The 18,723-nt window shown below is 38.3% G+C and carries 15 protein-coding genes and 1 pseudogene; 4 read left to right on the top strand and 12 right to left on the bottom strand.

Annotation, left to right across the window (positions count from 1 at the left end):
* Positions 1-149: 149 nt before the first annotated feature.
* From MHI10_RS06725 to MHI10_RS06710, 4 genes are all read right to left on the bottom strand, one after another.
* On the bottom strand, positions 150-644 hold the full coding sequence (locus tag MHI10_RS06725; protein ID WP_340784092.1) for a GNAT family N-acetyltransferase: 495 nt from the start codon (positions 642-644) through the stop codon (positions 150-152).
* Positions 645-1,143: 499 nt separating this feature from the next.
* Positions 1,144-3,429, bottom strand: coding sequence for a DEAD/DEAH box helicase (locus MHI10_RS06720; protein ID WP_340784091.1), 2,286 nt, complete (start codon positions 3,427-3,429; stop codon positions 1,144-1,146).
* Positions 3,419-3,787, bottom strand: a complete 369-nt coding sequence (locus MHI10_RS06715) for a YppE family protein (RefSeq protein ID WP_340784089.1) — start codon at positions 3,785-3,787, stop codon at positions 3,419-3,421. The genes MHI10_RS06720 and MHI10_RS06715 overlap by 11 nt, the downstream gene beginning before the upstream one ends.
* A gap of 48 nt (positions 3,788-3,835) precedes the next feature.
* Positions 3,836-4,033 carry a hypothetical protein gene (locus MHI10_RS06710; protein ID WP_340784087.1) on the bottom strand — a complete coding sequence of 66 codons (198 nt, stop codon included), beginning with the start codon at positions 4,031-4,033 and terminating at the stop codon, positions 3,836-3,838.
* Between the two features lie 197 nt (positions 4,034-4,230).
* Between MHI10_RS06710 and recU the strand changes: the two genes are divergently transcribed.
* The 4 genes and pseudogenes from recU to MHI10_RS06690 all read left to right on the top strand — a co-directional run bounded on the left by recU (position 4,231) and on the right by MHI10_RS06690 (position 9,128).
* Entirely contained in the window at positions 4,231-4,881 is a 651-nt protein-coding gene (recU, locus tag MHI10_RS06705) for a Holliday junction resolvase RecU (protein ID WP_340784085.1), read from the top strand.
* A 24-nt stretch (positions 4,882-4,905) separates the two neighbouring features.
* A pseudogene (locus tag MHI10_RS06700) lies at positions 4,906-5,022 on the top strand (IS607 family transposase); the annotation flags it as partial.
* Positions 5,023-5,093: 71 nt separating this feature from the next.
* A complete protein-coding gene (locus MHI10_RS06695; RefSeq protein ID WP_340784083.1) occupies positions 5,094-6,248 on the top strand; it encodes an RNA-guided endonuclease InsQ/TnpB family protein in 1,155 nt (384 codons plus the stop codon).
* Between the two features lie 156 nt (positions 6,249-6,404).
* Positions 6,405-9,128, top strand: a complete 2,724-nt coding sequence (locus MHI10_RS06690; protein WP_340784081.1) for a PBP1A family penicillin-binding protein — start codon at positions 6,405-6,407, stop codon at positions 9,126-9,128.
* 116 nt (positions 9,129-9,244) lie between these two features.
* Here the strand turns inward: MHI10_RS06690 and MHI10_RS06685 are convergent, their stop codons facing one another.
* From MHI10_RS06685 to MHI10_RS06650, 8 genes are all read right to left on the bottom strand, one after another.
* Positions 9,245-9,586: a YpoC family protein gene (locus MHI10_RS06685; RefSeq protein ID WP_340784079.1), complete on the bottom strand. Its 342-nt coding sequence runs from the start codon at positions 9,584-9,586 to the stop codon at positions 9,245-9,247.
* Positions 9,583-10,242 carry an endonuclease III gene (gene nth, locus MHI10_RS06680; RefSeq protein WP_340784077.1) on the bottom strand — a complete coding sequence of 220 codons (660 nt, stop codon included), beginning with the start codon at positions 10,240-10,242 and terminating at the stop codon, positions 9,583-9,585. The genes MHI10_RS06685 and nth overlap by 4 nt, the downstream gene beginning before the upstream one ends.
* A gap of 13 nt (positions 10,243-10,255) precedes the next feature.
* The gene (locus MHI10_RS06675; protein WP_340784074.1) at positions 10,256-10,981 is read right to left on the bottom strand and encodes a DnaD domain-containing protein; all 726 of its coding nucleotides are present in this window, start codon (positions 10,979-10,981) and stop codon (positions 10,256-10,258) included.
* A 110-nt stretch (positions 10,982-11,091) separates the two neighbouring features.
* Positions 11,092-12,387, bottom strand: a complete 1,296-nt coding sequence (gene asnS, locus MHI10_RS06670) for an asparagine--tRNA ligase (protein WP_340784072.1) — start codon at positions 12,385-12,387, stop codon at positions 11,092-11,094.
* Positions 12,388-12,416: 29 nt separating this feature from the next.
* Positions 12,417-13,610 carry a pyridoxal phosphate-dependent aminotransferase gene (locus MHI10_RS06665; RefSeq protein WP_340784069.1) on the bottom strand — a complete coding sequence of 398 codons (1,194 nt, stop codon included), beginning with the start codon at positions 13,608-13,610 and terminating at the stop codon, positions 12,417-12,419.
* A 13-nt stretch (positions 13,611-13,623) separates the two neighbouring features.
* The gene (locus tag MHI10_RS06660) at positions 13,624-14,106 is read right to left on the bottom strand and encodes a cell wall elongation regulator TseB-like domain-containing protein (protein ID WP_340784067.1); all 483 of its coding nucleotides are present in this window, start codon (positions 14,104-14,106) and stop codon (positions 13,624-13,626) included.
* A gap of 103 nt (positions 14,107-14,209) precedes the next feature.
* The gene (gene dinG, locus MHI10_RS06655; RefSeq protein WP_340784063.1) at positions 14,210-16,987 is read right to left on the bottom strand and encodes an ATP-dependent DNA helicase DinG; all 2,778 of its coding nucleotides are present in this window, start codon (positions 16,985-16,987) and stop codon (positions 14,210-14,212) included.
* Between the two features lie 537 nt (positions 16,988-17,524).
* Positions 17,525-18,670: a cation:proton antiporter gene (locus MHI10_RS06650; RefSeq protein ID WP_340784062.1), complete on the bottom strand. Its 1,146-nt coding sequence runs from the start codon at positions 18,668-18,670 to the stop codon at positions 17,525-17,527.
* Between the last annotated feature and the right edge of the window lie 53 nt (positions 18,671-18,723).

The following is an 18,723-nucleotide window of genomic DNA, read 5'->3' as shown; positions in this document are numbered from 1 at the left end:
AAAACAGCGACAAACACTGATTTAATAGTGCTTGTCGCTTTTTGAAATGTTACCAATCTTGCATTTGGGAACGTTATTAGGCTTAGTTATATATACGTTATAAATCCTTGTTGCACTAAAGCACTCCGTTACTTCAATAAGTATGTGCTTTAAAAGTAATCGGGGATATCAAGTGATATGGAGTCGATTTTATTTTCTTTTGAGTAATACATACAAACACTGTCTTTATATTTTTGATTATCATTAGGTAGTACAATAAAACCTAATCCTTTGTAAAATTCTATCCCAATATCACTATAAAGGAAAAAGTTGTTACAGTTTTCTTCCTGTTCTAGTTTATTTATCGTTTCTTTGACCAATAAAGAAGCATATCCTTTTTTTCTTAAATATAAAGGAGTAGCGATTGAACCAATCCCTTTTACAATTTGGTCTTCAGAAAGATTTAGTTCATATACGATGAGGGAGCTTAATAATTGCTTTGTATCTGTTGCTTCAAGAACGTACCACTTTCCCTTTTTATACTTATTGGAATCCTGACATATAGTTATATACTCTTCATATGCCTGATTATCTCCCCAAACATCAAAGCCCATCTTATAAATTTCGATCATATCCTCTTTTATTGCTTCCCTAATTTTTCTCAAAGTATCTCTCCTTCTGAAGCCAAACTGTGACATCCTGCTCCCTTAGATAAATTTTAACATTCATGCGGTGTTTGGGGACTTTTTTACTTGAAATTGTTTTAAAGTTTTTCAACAGGAATAAATCATTATAGCTATTGAATTTCACTAATAAAAAGCAAAAGGATGTATCCACCTACAATTATAAAACCTCAAGCAAACAGTATCAAAAAAATCCAGCATACAATCAAGAAAAAATTATGGAACCAATTACTATATAATCATTTCAAGCCTTCTCCCCATTTCTAGAATTGAATAAAAAACGCTCTTAATTTAAATAAAGAACGAAATTCACGGGATAAAGTTACGTTATTTAACAAACTTGATGGCTGATTTACATTTTATCCGATATAAAATTTTAGAACAATAAAAAATGCAGCCTTACTGTGTATACAGGCTGCATTTTATGGTTAAACTATTAAGTTTTAGTATGATTTCCTACCTAGAACAACAAACCCCACACTTAAAGACTCAATTCACTCGCTAAGTTTTCCAATAGTTTAATCGCATCCTTCTTCGGACTATCCGTTAAACTATTTTGCGGTCCAACACATGCAGGACAACCACTTGGACAAGGGCATAACCCTACATGTTGTAATGTCTTTTCAACGAGACTTAATATAATATCGTACACCTTCTCACTTAATCCGATACCACCTGGATAACTATCATAAATAAACAGCGTCGGCTTTTCGTTGTGTGTCGCTTTTACTTGTGGAACGACCGAAACATCCGAACGATCACAATGAATGAACAATGGAATAAAACTTCCAAGTGCTTGTGCTACTCCTTCAAGCGCTTCAGCTAACCTTTCATCATTCCATCCTTCCACTACTTCAAAGCTTAGCCACGCAGCGCTTGTGTGCATTTCCATCGGTGGTAAATTAATTGGTCCTGAACCTATATTTTCATTTTTTTCGTGAAGTTTTATTTTCTTAAAAATCGTTGGAATCGCTAAAATTCCTACATCTCCATAGCTTACAGAAGAATTTTTATAATGGGCGATTTTATCCTCGCTTAACACTTTGAGTTCCACGGCTAAATTGGCATCGGTATAATAATCCACATCTACCTCTCGAACAAACGCCTTTTTCTCTTCCCAATCTAATTTTTCCACTTGGAATTGAATGCCTTGATGTAAATAAATCGCTTCCTCATGAAGTAGTGTCATCGCACTATACGTGTCCATTTCACCAATTACTTTCGTGTTTGCAGGGGTTGAAATATCAATAATGACGACATTTTCCTGAGCTGCTGAACGTAATGAAATATCATGTGCAGGAAAACGGTCACTCATCCAATGCCACTGAGTACTCGTTTTAACAAGTACCCCTTCATCCTCTAAAAACTGCAATAACTCCTGAATTTTAAATTCCCCATAGCTATCCGTCATTGAAAACGGAAGCTCGAATGCGGCACATTTTAAATGGTCCATTAAAATCAGTATGTTTTCTGGGTTAATACGCGCTTCTTCAGGCGAGCTTCCTAACAAAAAGCTTGGATGCTGAATAATATATTGATCCAGCGCAGTTGATTGGGCAACGTAAATAATTAGCGCCTCATCTTGACGTCTCCCCGCGCGACCGGCTTGCTGCCAAGCACTTGCGATATTTCCCGGGTAACCTGTCATAATACAAGCTTGTAATTGACCAATATCAACGCCTAATTCTAAAGCGTTCGTACTGATGACCATTTGGATTGCCCCTTCACGCAAGCCTTTTTCAATCTGTCTTCGTTCACTTGGTAAATAGCCGCCTCGGTACCCTTGAATCGATTCATCTGCTATTTTTTTTGCAGTCAATGATTTTAAATACGACACAAGCATTTCCACTCGGACACGTGATTTAGCAAAAATAATCGTCTGAATACCCGCTTCAAATAAGCGTTTCGAAATATCACGTACTTCTAACACTGCACTGCGCCTCACACCAAATGTAGGATGAATAATTGGTGGGTTATAAAAAATAAATGTTTTCTTACCAACTGGTGCACCCGATTTGGAAATCAACTCATGTTTTGTGTTCGTTAACGACTCTGCTAATTCTTTCGGATTTTTAATTGTTGCGCTCGTACAAATAATGATTGGATTGCTTCCATAAAATGCACAAATCCGCTGCAATCTTCTTAAAACATGGGCAACATGCGAACCAAAGACACCTTTATATGTATGCAGTTCATCAATGACGATGTATTTTAAATTCTCAAATAGCGATACCCACTTTGTATGGTGAGGTAATATTCCTGAATGCAGCATATCGGGATTGGTCATCACAATATGCCCCGCCTTGCGTATCTTTTGGCGGATGCCTGGCGCAGTATCGCCATCATACGTATAACTTAAAATTTCTTCATCCATTTGCTCGATCAATTCATGTAAATCGGATTTTTGATCTTGTGCTAATGCCTTTGTCGGAAATAAATAAATGGCCCGACTTGATTTGTCCTCTAAAATTTTTTGTAACACCGGTAAATGGTAGCAATATGACTTTCCAGAGGCAGTCGGTGTAATGGCTGTGAAGCTTTTCCCTTGCTGAGCCAAATCAAACGCTTCTCGTTGATGTGTATACAGTTGTTCAATCCCTCTTGCTTTCAATGCTTTAATGATGGACGGATGAAGTTGTTGCGGAAATGGGGCATAGTCTGCCTTTTTTTCTTCAAGCGTATGCCAACCTTTAATGTTTTGCTTTAATTCCTCGTCATATTGCCACTCTTGTAAAAGCTCAGGTATCGAACGTTTTTTACTTAACATCCGAATCACCTTCTTCTATTTTTTTTATTACGATTGATAACGTATATTGCACAGACTGTATCGATTGAATAAAACGTTTCTTGCTCGTTCCTTTATAAAAAGATTGCACAACAAATTGCTCCATCGCATCTGCTGCATGGTCAATTTGTTGTACATATAAATTTTTAGGGCGGTTTTCCTTAATCCATAAATGCGCAAGTTGCTGCCACTCTTTAATGGCTGCATGAAGTCGATCCGCATGTGGTTTTACTTCATTAAAAAAATCAGGTTCCTTATCCAAGCGGCGCATCTCCCAAAAACGGTCGAGCGCGTCCTGACATTCATTTTGTAATTGCTCAGTATATATTCGTAGTTCCATAAATTGCACCTCGAGTAGTTTTCATAGTTGCCTTCATTTTATCAAATTCTACTCCATTGCACCACTAATATACGAACAAGTATTCTTTACTTGCATTTGCTTTTCTGCTAAGCTTACTTTCTGATAACCTGCAATCAATTGGGCATAAAATTCATTCGTAACGCGCGCCTCTTCTAATTGTACTTGAACTGTTAATAGTTGCTTTGCAAAATCAATAGTTTGGATAATGGATGAAATTCTCGACATAGGCAAACGCCTCCTTTCTTGTAGATTACTTTATAAAATCGGTAAATCCAAGTCACTCGCAAAACTAGTCATGGGTCGCTAAAAGTTCTTACTACATGTCGATTTAATAGATAAATAAGGATAAAAAATTTATCTTCATTCATCCGCTTTATGGTAAACTAAATAGGTATGAAAATGATCAGAGAGAAGGTGTTTTCATGGTCATACGTTATCCGAATGGAAAAATTTATAATGCCTCACCTGCAAAAAATTCGGAAACTAGCACGCGTGTTCCGAAGAAAAAACGCGAAATTTCTTATAGTAATCGCGGAAAAAGCCTTGAAGATGATTTAAATGAAACAAATCTGTTTTATTTACAGCAAAATTTGGCAAATATTCATAAGAAACCTGTTCCGATACAAATCGTCAAAGTAGATTATCCGGCAAGAAGTGCAGCGGTCATTCGTGAAGCTTATTTCCGTACCCCTTCGACAACGGATTATAATGGCGTATGGAATGGATATTATATTGACTTTGAAGCAAAAGAAACGGAAAGCAAAACATCCTTTCCCCTTCAAAATATTCATGCACATCAAATCGAACATATGAAATCTGTAGAACGCCAAAATGGGATCGCCTTTTTCATCATTCGTTTTTCAAAACTCGGACGTAATTTTGTACTACCTTTCCAAGCAATCGAGCAGTTTTGGACAATGATGCAAAGTGGAAATAGAAAATCGATTCCATTAGCCATTTTTGAGCAGCAAGCAATCGAACTTAAGGAAGGTTACATGCCGCGCCTTGATTACTTGCAAGCTGTAAAAAAGTTCATCGCAAACGAAAATGTTTGTGAAAGTGAGGAGAAATAGCCCCAATAGTGGTACGTTAGGTCTATGGCAAAAACATGTAAACCGAAAGACTTTTCTGAAATGTTAGGAGTAACAGTTAAAACTCTACAGCGTTGAGATAAAGGTGGTAAATTAATCGATTACAGAAAGCCTATTAGAAGATGATTCTATTTACATTCACAATACGAATCATACATGGACATTCAAAGAGAATATCATGGAGGATGATGAAGTTGAAAAAAGCTTTTAAGACTGAAATCCTACTAACTGACGAACAGGCCACTAAAGCGAATCAAACAATAGGTGTCTGTCGTTATGTGTACAACCTATACCTACAAACAGCGCAGAACCACTACAAAGAGACAAAGAAACACATGTCAGGTTACGATTTTTCAAAATGGCTAAACAATGTCCACACGAAAGAAATGGACGAGTGGATTAAAGATGTTTCTAGTAAAGCTGTTAAACAATCGATCATGATTGGTGACAAGGCTTTTAAAAACTTTTTCAAAGGTTTGTCTAAGTTTCCACGCTTTAAAAAGAAGAAAAATCAGGACGTTAAGGTGTATCTACCTAAGAATAATAAAACAGACTTATTGGTAGAAAGGCATCGGATTAAACTTCCTACTTTTGGCTGGGTTCGTTTAAAAGAATATGGTTATATCCCAACGAATCAAAAGGTGACAAGTGTTACAGTTTCACACAGAGCTGGTCGATATTATGTTTCTGTTCTCTGTGAGGTAGAATACACAGACAATCAACAAATCAATACACAAGATGGCATAGGGATAGACTTGGGGATTATTACTTTTGCGGTTTGTAGTCATCATCTTGAGTTTGAAAATATTAATAAAACAGCCGAAGTTAAAAAGCTAGAAAGAAGTTTAAAACGACAACAGCGAAGGTTGAGCCGTAGTTACGAGCAAAATAAAAATCGAAAGAGAGGTGAATTCTGCGCTAAAAACAGGCAGAAACAACTTCAGGTTGTTCGAAAATTGCACGCTAGACTAGCAAACATCCGAAAAGAATACATGCGGTATGTTGTAAGCATGTTGGTGAAAACCAAACCAACATATATTACAATTGAGGATTTAAACGTAAAAGGCATGATGAAAAATCGCCATTTGTCTAAAGTAGTAGCGCAACAAAGTTTTTATGCGTTTAGAGAGTGGTTGCTTATAAAATGTAAAGAGCATGGTATTGAACTTAGAATAGTGGATAGATGGTATCCCTCCTCTAAATTATGCTCTACATGTGGCACAAAAAAAGTCAACCTCAGTTTATCTGAACGCACTTATACTTGTGATCGCTGCGAGACAGTACTAGATAGAGACTTCAATGCTAGTCTAAATCTGAAATATGCACAAAAATATACAGTATTAACGTGACTAAACTGTATATATGTAGGGTGGGCTACATCCAAATTTACGCTTGTGGAGTGTCCTATCAAATTGTAGTAGCGAGCTAGTGGCGAGGCAAGACACGAGGAAGCAAGAATATGTCTAGCGTAGATGAATATCTATGTTTTTAGTAGCAGAAATAACGTGTCAGAACAAAAACGAACTCGTGAAGATTTAAAACGCGAGCGTCAATCACAAAAGAAAAAAGCGCATTCGAAATCTTCTTTCGGTACATGGGCAAAACGAATTTTCTTAACCGTCTTTTTATTGGGGGTTATCGGATTTTTAGGTGGTGCTGGGCTATTTGCCTATTATGTAAGTAGCGCGCCAGATTTAGATGAAGAATTATTAAAGGACCCCATTTCATCAGAATTTTATGATATAAATGGAGAGCTCTTCGCCACTATTGGTGCAGAAAAACGGAACTATGTAAAATATGAAGATATTCCCGTTCAAATGCGAGATGCCATTATCGCGACGGAAGATTCCCGATTTTTCGACCATTTCGGGATCGATATTTGGCGACTCGGTAGTGCAGTCATCGCCAATGTCCGAGATGGCTTTGGGGCACAAGGTGCGAGTACAATTACACAACAAGTTGTGAAAAATTCATTCTTAAAAAATGAGAAAAAATTAAAACGTAAAGCACAAGAAGCTTGGCTTTCGATACAATTAGAACGCAAATATTCAAAAGAACAAATTTTCGAAATGTACTTTAATAAAATACTGATGTCCGGTCGTATTTACGGTTTTGGTACAGCAGCAAAAGAATTTTATGACAAAGAGTTAGATGAATTAACATTGGATGAAGCGGCTTTACTTGCAGGTATCCCGCAAAGTCCGAATAATTATAACCCATATAAAAATCCAGAGCGTGCAGAAAAACGACGTAATATCGTTCTTTCTTTAATGGTTCAACATAATAAAATTTCGCAAACGGAAGCTGATTCAGCGAAAACGGCCAATGTAACAGCTGGTTTAATTCCTGATGAAAAACGTATTGCGAACACAACGACGAAATATCCGGCATTTTTAGATGTCGTATTATCTGAGCTAGAAGCAAAAGGTGAGACAGAATTACTTTCAGAAGGCATTAAAGTATATACAACATTAGATCCAGTGGCACAAAAAATTGTTGAAAATACGATGAACAATGACAAGAACTTCCCGAACGAACAAATTCAAGCAGGTGTTGCTGTCGTTGATACGAAAACAGGAGCATTACGCGCGGTCGGTGGTGGTCGAGATTATTCTGGAAACTTCCCTTATAACCACGCTTACGACTTAACAACGCGTTCACCTGGTTCGACATTAAAACCATTAGTCGATTACGGTCCCGCTTTTGAATATTTAAAATGGTCAACAGGGGAAACAACGGTCGATGAAGCAATTACGTATTCAGGCTCTAAACAAGTCATTACAAACTGGGATAGTAAATATGGCGGTACAATGACTGTTCGTGAAGCACTTTACACTTCTCGAAACATTCCTGCTGTTAAGACATTCCGTGAAGTCGGTGCCGATCGTTCAAAACAATTTTTAGAAAATGTCGGTATTCGTACGGACAAACAACTTGTGGAATCTGATGCTATTGGTGGTGGTCGTATTGCAATTTCACCAATTCAAATGGCTGCTTCTTACGCGGCTTTCGGAAATAACGGAGCTTACACGGATGCACACGCAATATCAAAGGTTGTCTTCCGTGATGGCTCTTCGAAATCTTATGAACCAAAAGAAACAATTGCCATGAGTGACTACACGGCCTACATGGTAACGGATATTTTACGTGATGTTGTCAGTACAAAACGCAACGCCTCAGCATCGAGAGCCATGGTTTCAGGAGTAGACATTGCTGGTAAAACAGGGACAACAAACTACTCTTCTGATGAATTTAAAAAATTTAATTTAAAGAAAAATTCAGTTCCAGACACTTGGTTTGCAGGCTATACAACGAATTATTCGATTGCCATTTGGGGTGGGCATTCACTACGTAAAGATGCCATAACAACATGGGAAGAACGCTGGTTGCCACAAACATTATTTAAAACGATTATGACAGATTTAAATAACCATAACCCATCATCTAAGTTTAAGCAGCCAAGCTCGGTTGTTTCTGCAACGATTGAAGTTGGATCGAATCCGTTAAAATTAGCGAGTGATTATACACCACAATCACATCGTAGAACTGAGTTATTTGTAAAAGGAACAGAACCAAAAGAAGTATCTGAGCAATTTGTTCAAGAAGAAGTGGATGCTCCGACAAATGTGCATGCACTATACAATGAAGCTGCACAGTTAGTCGATTTAACATGGGCACACCCTTCGCTTACACAAGAAGATGGTACTCCTGTAACGTTTGAAGTGACGATGAAAGCAGATGAAGAGGCGCCAACAGTCATTTCTGTCACGAGTTCGCTCGCTCTTCAAATATCCAATATTGAACAAGGGAAAACGTATACTTTCTCAGTTGTTGCACTAGCTGATGATATTCGCAGTGAACCTGCGTCGACTTCGATTTACATCGAGCCTGATACATCACTTGAGGAGCCAATTGTACCTGAAATTCCAGGTTTTGATGATGAAGATTCATTCTTCCCGACAAACCCAGAAGAGCCGAATCCAGATGAAGATAATTGGAATAATGGCAATAACAATTGGAACGGCAATAATGGAAATAACAATAACAATGGCAACGGTAACGGGAATGGGAATGGGAATGGCAATAATGGAAATGGTCACGGGAATGGTAACGGGAATAACAACACCGAACAGCCAGATACCGGAGAAATTCCAGTTACAACCCCTCCATCCCCTCCTACTACGCCAGATCCAGGAGCAGAGGAAGAATCGGTTGTGGACGGAGAATAAGTTCAACTCACTTCCTTATTTAGCCAACACGCATTTATCATATGCGTGTTGGCTTTTTTAATGGAACCAAAAAACCATCTGCACATACATTTCGTATGAGTAGATGGTCTTTTGATTTATAATCTTAGCCTTGCACATCGTTTTTTCGTTTCTTTATACAGTTCGTCTAATTGGCGATATGCCGCATACTGACCTGGGCGCATTTTCACAAAGCTAAGACGCTCCATGCCATTAATCGGCATTAATTCATAAGGTTCTGTTTCAGAAAATACGCTACTTGAATCCGAGCTTGTTACGATAAAGCGCTCAAATTGTTCGATAGCGAGTTGCATTAACTGCCCTACTGATGAATCCCGCGCATCATGAGCGATATGAATTTTTTGCTGTAATTGCTCCCAGCTTTCATACCACTCATTCACTGCCTCTTTGGAAATTTTCTCTTTATTTACAGCGATCATTCTTTCACCAAACCTTTTTTCAAACGTTTTTGCCCTTCTCTACAATCCGCTAATAATGGGCATGTCCCACAGCCTGGATTTTGCGCCTTACAATGATAGCGACCAAAGAAAATAATTTGATGATGTGCACGACTCCAACGATCGATTGGCGTTTTTTTCATAATCGTTTCTTCTACTTCGAGCACATTATCTTTCCAACGGCATAACCCTAAACGCTTCGTTACACGTTCTACATGCGTATCCACAGCCATCGCCGGTACATTAAACGCTACAGATAGTACGACGTTCGCTGTTTTCCGGCCCACTCCAGGCAATGTTACAAGTTCTTCCCTCGTTGCAGGCACTTCCCAGTTAAAATCATTGATCAGCATCGCACTTAATAATTGAATGTTTTTGGCTTTGTTACGAAATAATCCAATCGAGCGAATATCATTTTGCAATTCCTCTATCGAAACATCCAAATAATCTTGTGGTGTTTTATATTTTTGAAAAAGCTCTTTTGTAACTTTATTGACGAGCACATCCGTACATTGAGCAGATAAAAGAGTCGCTATCGTCAGCTCGAATGGATTGTCGTGCACAAGTTCGCAATGTGCATCTGGATACATTTTATCCATCTCATCTAAAAAATTGAGCCATTGAGTCTTTGTTAACATTCGCGTTCCTCTCCTATTCTCTTTCCTCTAACCAATTATAGAACGACACTCTCTTTGAAGTTGGTTGGTGCTGTTCAGGTGGTTGAAATGTGTTCGTTGTTGTCGTATGTTTTCGGTATTGTTCACTATGCTTTTCAACTTGCCCCAGTGTCGTAATGTTTTTCTTTTTCCACTCCATTAAAATGCGATCAATATAACGTAAATTCACTTTACTCGCTAAAACCGCTTCCTTTAACGCTGCTTTAATAATTTCTGGTGAATGCTTATCAATATCAATCCACATACCAATCGTTTCAAGTTCAATCGGTGATAGTAAGCGACCAAACTCTTGTTCAAATAGCGTGAAAATCGTCGCTTCATCCACTTTGTTGGCTGTATCAACTACTTTTTGTTGTTGCGCTTCTAAGTTTTCTAATAGCCTCTCCCATAAAGGATATAATGAATACTTCTCCGCTATTTTTCCTGTGTCATCAGTTGATTGGGAAATTTCTAGCATCCCTTTTTGCATTAAGCGTTGCAATATTTGAGAGAGTTTAGAAACTTGAAAATGAGTGCGTATCATTAAATCATTCGGCGTAGGAAAATCAATTCCCTCCTGCTCAAAGCTTAATAAATGCATAACAATGAGCGCCTCGTCATCCTGAATATTTAACTGTTTATAATGTTGGAAGAAAAGATTGGGCACCGTAATGTTGCGTTGCTGTGTCCAAATGCGGATTCGATTAAAATCATTTCTCATACGGATTCTCCCTCCCTTTATCGTAATAGAAAACGCCCGGTTTTACCCGGACGCTTTGCGGAAATTTATTGAATATCATCTGGACGCAAGTAGCGCCAAGATAAAATATTTTATGGATATAAACGGTTTAACAAACGTGGGAATGGAATTGTTTCACGAATATGTTCTACACCTGAAATCCACGCAACTGTACGCTCTAAACCTAAACCGAAACCTGAGTGAGGTACTGAACCTTGCTTGCTAATATCTAAATACCATGCATAGGCATCTAAAGATAAGCCGTGTTCTTCAATTCGTTGTTTTAATAAATCATAATCGTGGATACGCTCAGAACCACCAATAATTTCACCATAACCTTCTGGTGCAATTAAGTCTGCACATAATACAACATCATCACGCTCTGGATGCGGCTGCATGTAGAATGGCTTAATACCAGTCGGGTAGCATGTAATGAATACTGGCTTATCGTATGCATTAGCAATAGCCGTTTCGTGCGGTGCACCAAAATCATCGCCCCACTGAATATCGTTAAAACCTTGTTCATGTAACATTTTAATCGCATCATCATAAGAAATACGTGGGAATGGTGCTTGAATATTTTCTAATTTTGATGTATCACGACCAAGACGTTCTAATTCTAGCTTACAGTTTTTTAATACCGATTGAACGATATGCGCAACATATTGCTCTTGCACTTCTAAACTCTCTTCATGTTCCACAAATGCCATCTCTGGCTCAATCATCCAAAACTCGATTAAATGACGACGCGTTTTTGATTTTTCTGCACGGAATGTCGGGCCGAATGAAAATACTTTTCCTAATGCCATCGCAGCTGCTTCCATGTAAAGCTGTCCAGATTGAGAAAGGAAAGCATCTTCATCGAAATATTTCGTATGGAATAATTCAGATGTTCCTTCTGGTGATGAACCTGTTAAAATTGGTGGGTCCATTTTTGTGAAGCCGTTGTCATTAAAGAATTCATATGTTGCACGAATAATTTCATTACGTACTTTCATTACCGCATGTTGTTTACGAGAACGTAACCATAAGTGGCGGTTGTCCATTAAAAACTCTGGACCGTGCTCTTTTGGTGTAATTGGGAAGTCTGTAGCAGCATGGATTACTTCAATACCCGTTACATTTAATTCCGCACCGAATGAAGAACGCTCGTCCGCCTTTACTTCACCAATAATGTACATTGAAGTTTCTTGCGTCATGCCTTTTGCTACAGCAAAAAGCTCTTCGCCTACTTCTTCTTTCACGACAACACCTTGAGCAAAGCCTGAGCCATCACGTAATTGTAAGAAAGCTAATTTACCGCTTGCACGCTTATTTGCTAACCAAGCACCTAGTTTAATTGTTTCACCGATATGATTTGGCATATCTTTAATCATAATTTTTTTCATAGTATCCTCCAAAACTTACAGAATCGATCTTATTGTTGCCATTTTTCTTTGACAAAAGTATCAATACGTCGAACTGCTTCTTCTATTAAATCTAATGATGTTGCATATGAAATGCGAATTGTTGCGGGTGCGCCAAAGCCTGAGCCTGGAATTACTGCAACATTAGCTTCTGTTAATAACGCGCTCGCAAAATCATCAACCGACGCGTAGCCTGTTTTTGCAGCGGCTTCCGATACGTCTGGTAATAAATAAAATGCGCCTTGTGGAGCCAATACTTTTACCCCAGGAATAGCGGCAACTTTCGGGAAAATCGCTTCTAAGCGTGATTCAAATGCCAGACGCATTTCTTCCACAGCCGTTTGTGGACCGTTGTAAGCTTCAATTGCTGCATATTGTGCAGTTGTTGTCGCATTTGAAGTAGAATGGGAAGCTAAGTCCGTCATCGCCTTAATAATCGTTGCATCGCCTGCCGCATAACCAATACGCCAACCTGTCATTGAATGTGATTTGGCAACACCATTGATAACAATTGTGCGTGCCTTCATTTGATCTGAAAGTTGTGCAATCGAAAAGTGCTCTACTCCATTGTAAACAAGCTTTTCGTAAATTTCATCTGAAACGATTAAAATATCTTTTTGCTCTGCTACTTTTCCCAACTCAGCTAACTCTTCTTTTGAATAAATCATGCCTGATGGATTCGAAGGTGAGTTAATAATCACTGCTTTTGTTTTAGGTGTAATTGCATCGCTTAATTGTTGAGCAGTAATTTTATAACTTTGCTCCGCTGTGCCTTCCACATAAACTGGTACGCCGCCTGCTAGCTTCACTTGTTCTGGATAAGAAACCCAGTAAGGGATTGGGATGATGACTTCATCGCCCTCATTTAAAATTACTTGGAACAATGTGTACAGTACGTGTTTCGCCCCAACACCAACTAATATTTCATTTGCTTTATATGTAAGACCATTATCGCGAGAAAGTTTATCGATAATCGCTTGCTTTAACGCAGGTAAGCCCCCAGCTGGCGTATACTTAGTTAAACCATCGTCCATTGATTTTTTCGCCGCAGTTAAAATATTTTCTGGTGTATTAAAGTCAGGTTCACCTGCTCCTAAACCAATCACATCAATACCTTGTGATTTTAGCTCTTTTGCTTTAGCTGTAATCGCTAAAGTTGTAGATGGTGTTAAAGTTTTTACACGGTTTGCTAACAATTGTTTCATGTCCATTTCTCCTCTACAAATTCAATATGCGTTTCCACCATTGCCCGTCTTCGAACAAGAGATACACATAGTTTAAACTACCCGACTCGCTCATATACGTAATTTCCCATACAGCGCCTGGTTCCTCAAAACCTAACTTTGTGTGCAGCACCTTTTGTACAGATGTTTCATCACGAAAGGCGGTTAAAGCCTGTTGTTCGGAAATGCCATCTTGCAAAAATACTTCCTGCACTGAATTTTCTTCTAAACTGATCGGGACGAAAATTGCCTTTTCCTTACCATATTCATCTACTCCGAATACAGTAACGTATGGCTTATTTCCATTATAAACATAGGACTCCGAAATAATTGCCAGCGCCTTCGTATCAAGCGCTAGCTCCTCAGCTTGTTGCTCTATGTCATTAAACGGTGCAGTCGCTTTCCAGAATACTATTACTGAAATAACAAGTGACAAAGATAAAATAAAGACTACACCAAATATTAACCAGTTTTTCATGCCGTCACCCGTATACATTCCGTGTAGACACCACATGCATGAAAAGCTACGTTATTTTCTAAAATTCGTTTCATAATTGTCGACCTGCTTCCCTTCCGCATCGTTATTTATTATACCAACTTCCAAGCTGTTGTACCATACTATCAAGTGGCAGTTTTTGTACCGAAATTGGCGGTAATGCCTCGATAAACTCCGAACCATAAGATTTCGCATCAATTCGGCGATCCAGAATGATAAATACGCCACGATCTTGGCTAGAACGAATTAAACGACCGAACCCTTGTTTAAAACGTAATATCGCTTCGGGTAAGGACAATTCAGTAAATGAATTTAGCCCTTGCTGCTGTAAAAATTGTGCACGTGCCTTAAACGTTGGCTCGTCTGGTGAAGAAAACGGCAAGCGAACGACAATGACCGACGATAAGCCATCACCAGGAACATCGACACCCTCCCAAAAACTATTCGTACCAAACAGCACAGAATGGTTGAATTTTTGGAATGATTTTAACAGCCTCATCCGACTGCCCGCAGTAATGCCTTGCGCAAACAGCATATAATCATTTAACAGCTCGCTTTCTTGAATGAGCTCGACTGTTTTACGCAGCATATCTTGGGATGTAAATAGCACGAAGCATCTCCCTTGTGTCATGCGCACCACGTTCGTGACAGCATGGGCCACCTCTTCAATAAAATCATTTTGTGAAACGGTTTGAATATCTGGCATATCAGTGACAATGAATGCTTTTGCCCCTGCATAATAACTCGCTGGTGCTTGAAGCTTTTCAATCGTCACTTGTGGATCAATCCCTAATTGATTCGAAATAAAACGTTCGTTATTTGGCACTGCTAGCGTTCCAGAAGTCCAAATAACCGCGCATTTTTCACGGATAGGCGTAAATAATTCCTTAATTGTTTGTGTCACATCGATTGGTTTTTTAAAGATTTGAATACTTCCTGGAACGCTTCTACAATCCAGTTCTAACCAGCAAGAATAGCTATTTTCATCTTTAAGGAACACTTCATCCCATTCGGCTATTTTCAATTTAAATTCGCGAATCCAATAATTCCATTGTTCGATTAAATAGAGATGCTCTGGTGCTAGCTCTTCTACTCCTGAACAAAATTGGAGCGCTAGTTGCTGTGCTTCATCAATCCATCGTTGTACCGCCATTGTGACGTTCGAAAATACGTCTGTAGGTAAATGAAGTTCAGCTAAAAATACCGTTAATTTCTGCTCTCTTCTATTCATCTTTGTTGATTGCTGAACATGTCGGACAAATACATGAATCGCCTCATCAAATGCAGCGACCATTTGGTTAAAACGCTTTTCAACTTGCTGCAAAGTCGACGGATGAACTAACTGTTTTTTTATAGCGCCTCGCTTTATCCGATAGAAAAGCTGCTCATCCTCCACATTACCAATTTGACCAAATAAATATTTCCAGTTCATATACGTAAAAATCTTTTCATCTTGACTAATGGCTGCTTGAACAAATTGATGCGCTTCATCAATAATCCAACCATCTATTTCATTAAAAATTTGCTCATGTCGCACTAAATCTGCTAACAACATCGCATGGTTCGTCACAATTATTTGTGCTTGTCGACTATTTTGAATGGCACGTGCGTAAAAGTCATACAGTGGCATCGTCGTTTTCGGCAATTCTGTTTTTCGAATTTTATCAATTAATAATTGCCCACCACCTGAAACATTCAGTTCACTGAAATCACCCGTTTCTGTCTTTGTAAGCCATATTAACGTTTGCAGCAATGTAAAAGTTTCATCATACGATTCGTCAGATGCTTTTAACATTTGTTCGAATTTTTCTACATCAATATAATGATTCATGCCTTTTAATAATGAGATTTTAACAGGGTGCCCTAAAATTTGTTCCAAAATCGGAATTTCATTTTGCAGGAGCTGATCTAGTAAATGCGATGTATACGTACTAATACCTACCTTTTTCCCCGTTTGCATCGCATAAAATATCGACGGTAATAAATAGCCCATCGTTTTCCCAATTCCTGTCGAAGCTTCAATAACATGCTCTGATTTGGCATTTAAATGATGCCAAATACTGTCCATCATTTGAAATTGTTGTGGACGTTCTTCTGAATGCGGCATGCCTTTCCGTAAGTATGCCATCTTCTCTTCAATCGTAAACGGATAGGAAATGGTACCATCTTGCATTTTCGGTGTTGGTGCCATTTTACGAATCGCGAGTTTTTTGTAATACACATGGTCTCCCGTATCCGTTGCTTTCATTCGTTTTACATGAAGTGCATCAAAAAACAATTGAGCTAAATTCGTCTTCAAACGAAACGAACGTTTATGCAACTGTTCGAGCGTATTTTGCGGTAACAATAATAACTCTTCCCAGCAGCGCTTCAATAAATACGCTGTTGCAAGAGCATCATCATCTGCCCGGTGCGCGCTTTTAAGTGGAATATTTAACTCACCTGCTAAATCCCCTAACTTGTAACTAAACGACATTGGAAATAAAATTTTTGATAACTCAACCGTATCAATTTTTTTGCCATACCATTTAGGCAATCCGGCACGTTTAAATTCTGCTTGTAAAAAGGACAAGTCAAAATCAGTATTATGTGCAACAAAAATTGTATCTTGTAATAATTCATAAATTTTATGTGCATGCATTTCGAAAGGTTGCGCATTTGCTACATCTGCATCCGTAATATTCGTTAAATCTTGAATAAAAAGGGGTATCGATTTACCTGGATGAATAAAAGTGGAAAACTTTTTTGTCACTTGCCAATCTTCCATAATGACAAGCGCAAATTGAATCATTCGATCGCCATTCATAGGAGAATGCCCTGTCGTTTCGATATCAACAATCGCATATTTTTGACTTTCTTTCATTTTAAGTTCAACTCACTGTTCAAATAATGATAACAAAATTTTATCACAATTCCGTATAAGTAGTCATGTAAATACGAATAAAGGCTAAGGTTATTTTTTATACAAAAAAATCCTAGCACCACATATAATATGCGACGCTAGGATTATTCGTTATGTAAGGTGTGCAGGGGCTCATCTCCCTGCACAATGCAAAAGCTTCCCAGCAAATCCGTGCTGTTGGATGGACGCTTTTGTTGTGAAGTCAAATACTTCACTGAGGTTTTGGCACCTAAAGAATAGAATACAATAAATTAATGCTTTTTACAATCATTAATTATCAATTACGCCTTGGCGTAATTGCGTACAGATTTTTTTGAGTTCTCTCGAAAAACTTCCCTTAAAAATCTGTGACATCCGCCGGGGCTTGGGCCAACACGATGTTGGTCACAAAGGCGTTGTCACAGGACGTGACGGGTTTAGCCTTTGTTCCCCAATTCAGCCAGGGTTTGAACCCCACTGAATAGTATTGCACTTTTGGCATTCATTTGTTGAATCAAGTTATAATTGTTGATTACGGCTACCAAAAATACCTTTTAACATTGGTGGTGTAACAAGTGTTGTTACAATAATAACAATTACCATTGGCGTATAATCTTCCGCTGGTAATAAACCGCTCGATAATCCCATAGCGGCAAGAATTAACGCTACCTCACCACGCGAAATCATTCCCGAACCAATTCCAGCTGAAGATCTCCAATTGAATCCAGCCATTTTCGCACCAAGACCAGAACCAATTAATTTAGATAAGATTGCAACAAATGAGAAGATCACTAAGAACCAAATGTTTTCTGTAATCCCATCAAAAGTTACTGATAAGCCAATACTTACGAAGAAGAATGGAACGAAAATACCACCAGCAAGCGGCTCAACTTTATGTTCAATCGTTTCTTTAAATTCTGTACGACCAATTGCAATCCCCATAAAGAAAGCACCAATAATCGCAGCAATGCCAAAGTAATGCTCACCAATATAAGCAAGTGAGAAACAGGCAATTAATCCACCGCTGAGCACCGCTTCTGTTATTTTTAAACGTGCAAATGCCTTTAAGAATGGCGGAATTACCCATTTTGCTACAACAAATAGTAGAATAAAGAAGAATACTTTACCACCAATTAATGTTGGAATTGACACATCATCTCCAAGTAAGAAGCTCATTGCAACTGCTAGTAAAACGACAACAATAATATCATCTAAAACAGCAGCACCTAACAATACAGAACCTTCCCTACTTTTTAACCAACCGATTTCACTCAATGTTTGAACCGAAATACTAACTGATGTAGCAGCTAGCGTTAAACCGATGAAAATCGCTTGTCCTTGTGTAAGTCCGAATGCTAAAGCGAGCGGATAACTCATTGCAATTGGTAAAATAATACCACCTAATGCAACATATACCGCACCTTTCATATTGGCATTTAATTCATCTAAATCCGTTTCCAAACCTGCTAAAAACATTAATAAAATTACACCGATTTCACTAAATGTTTTCATAATTTCATTGTCAGTAACCCAACCTAACATTGCAGGTCCGATTAAAATACCAATTAAAATTTTCCCTAGAACAGATGGTTGTCCTAATCGAACACTGAAATGTCCGGCAATTTTCGTTGCTAATAATACGATAACAATTTGAAAAATAAACATATTTTTCCCCCTTCTTTTATACAAAAAAGGCATAGCGGTGCCAGTGTTGACTG

The sequence above is a fragment of the Solibacillus sp. FSL K6-1523 genome, assembly GCF_038005225.1.
GTDB lineage: Bacteria > Bacillota > Bacilli > Bacillales_A > Planococcaceae > Solibacillus.
This window is presented reverse-complemented; position numbering and strand designations above follow the sequence as displayed.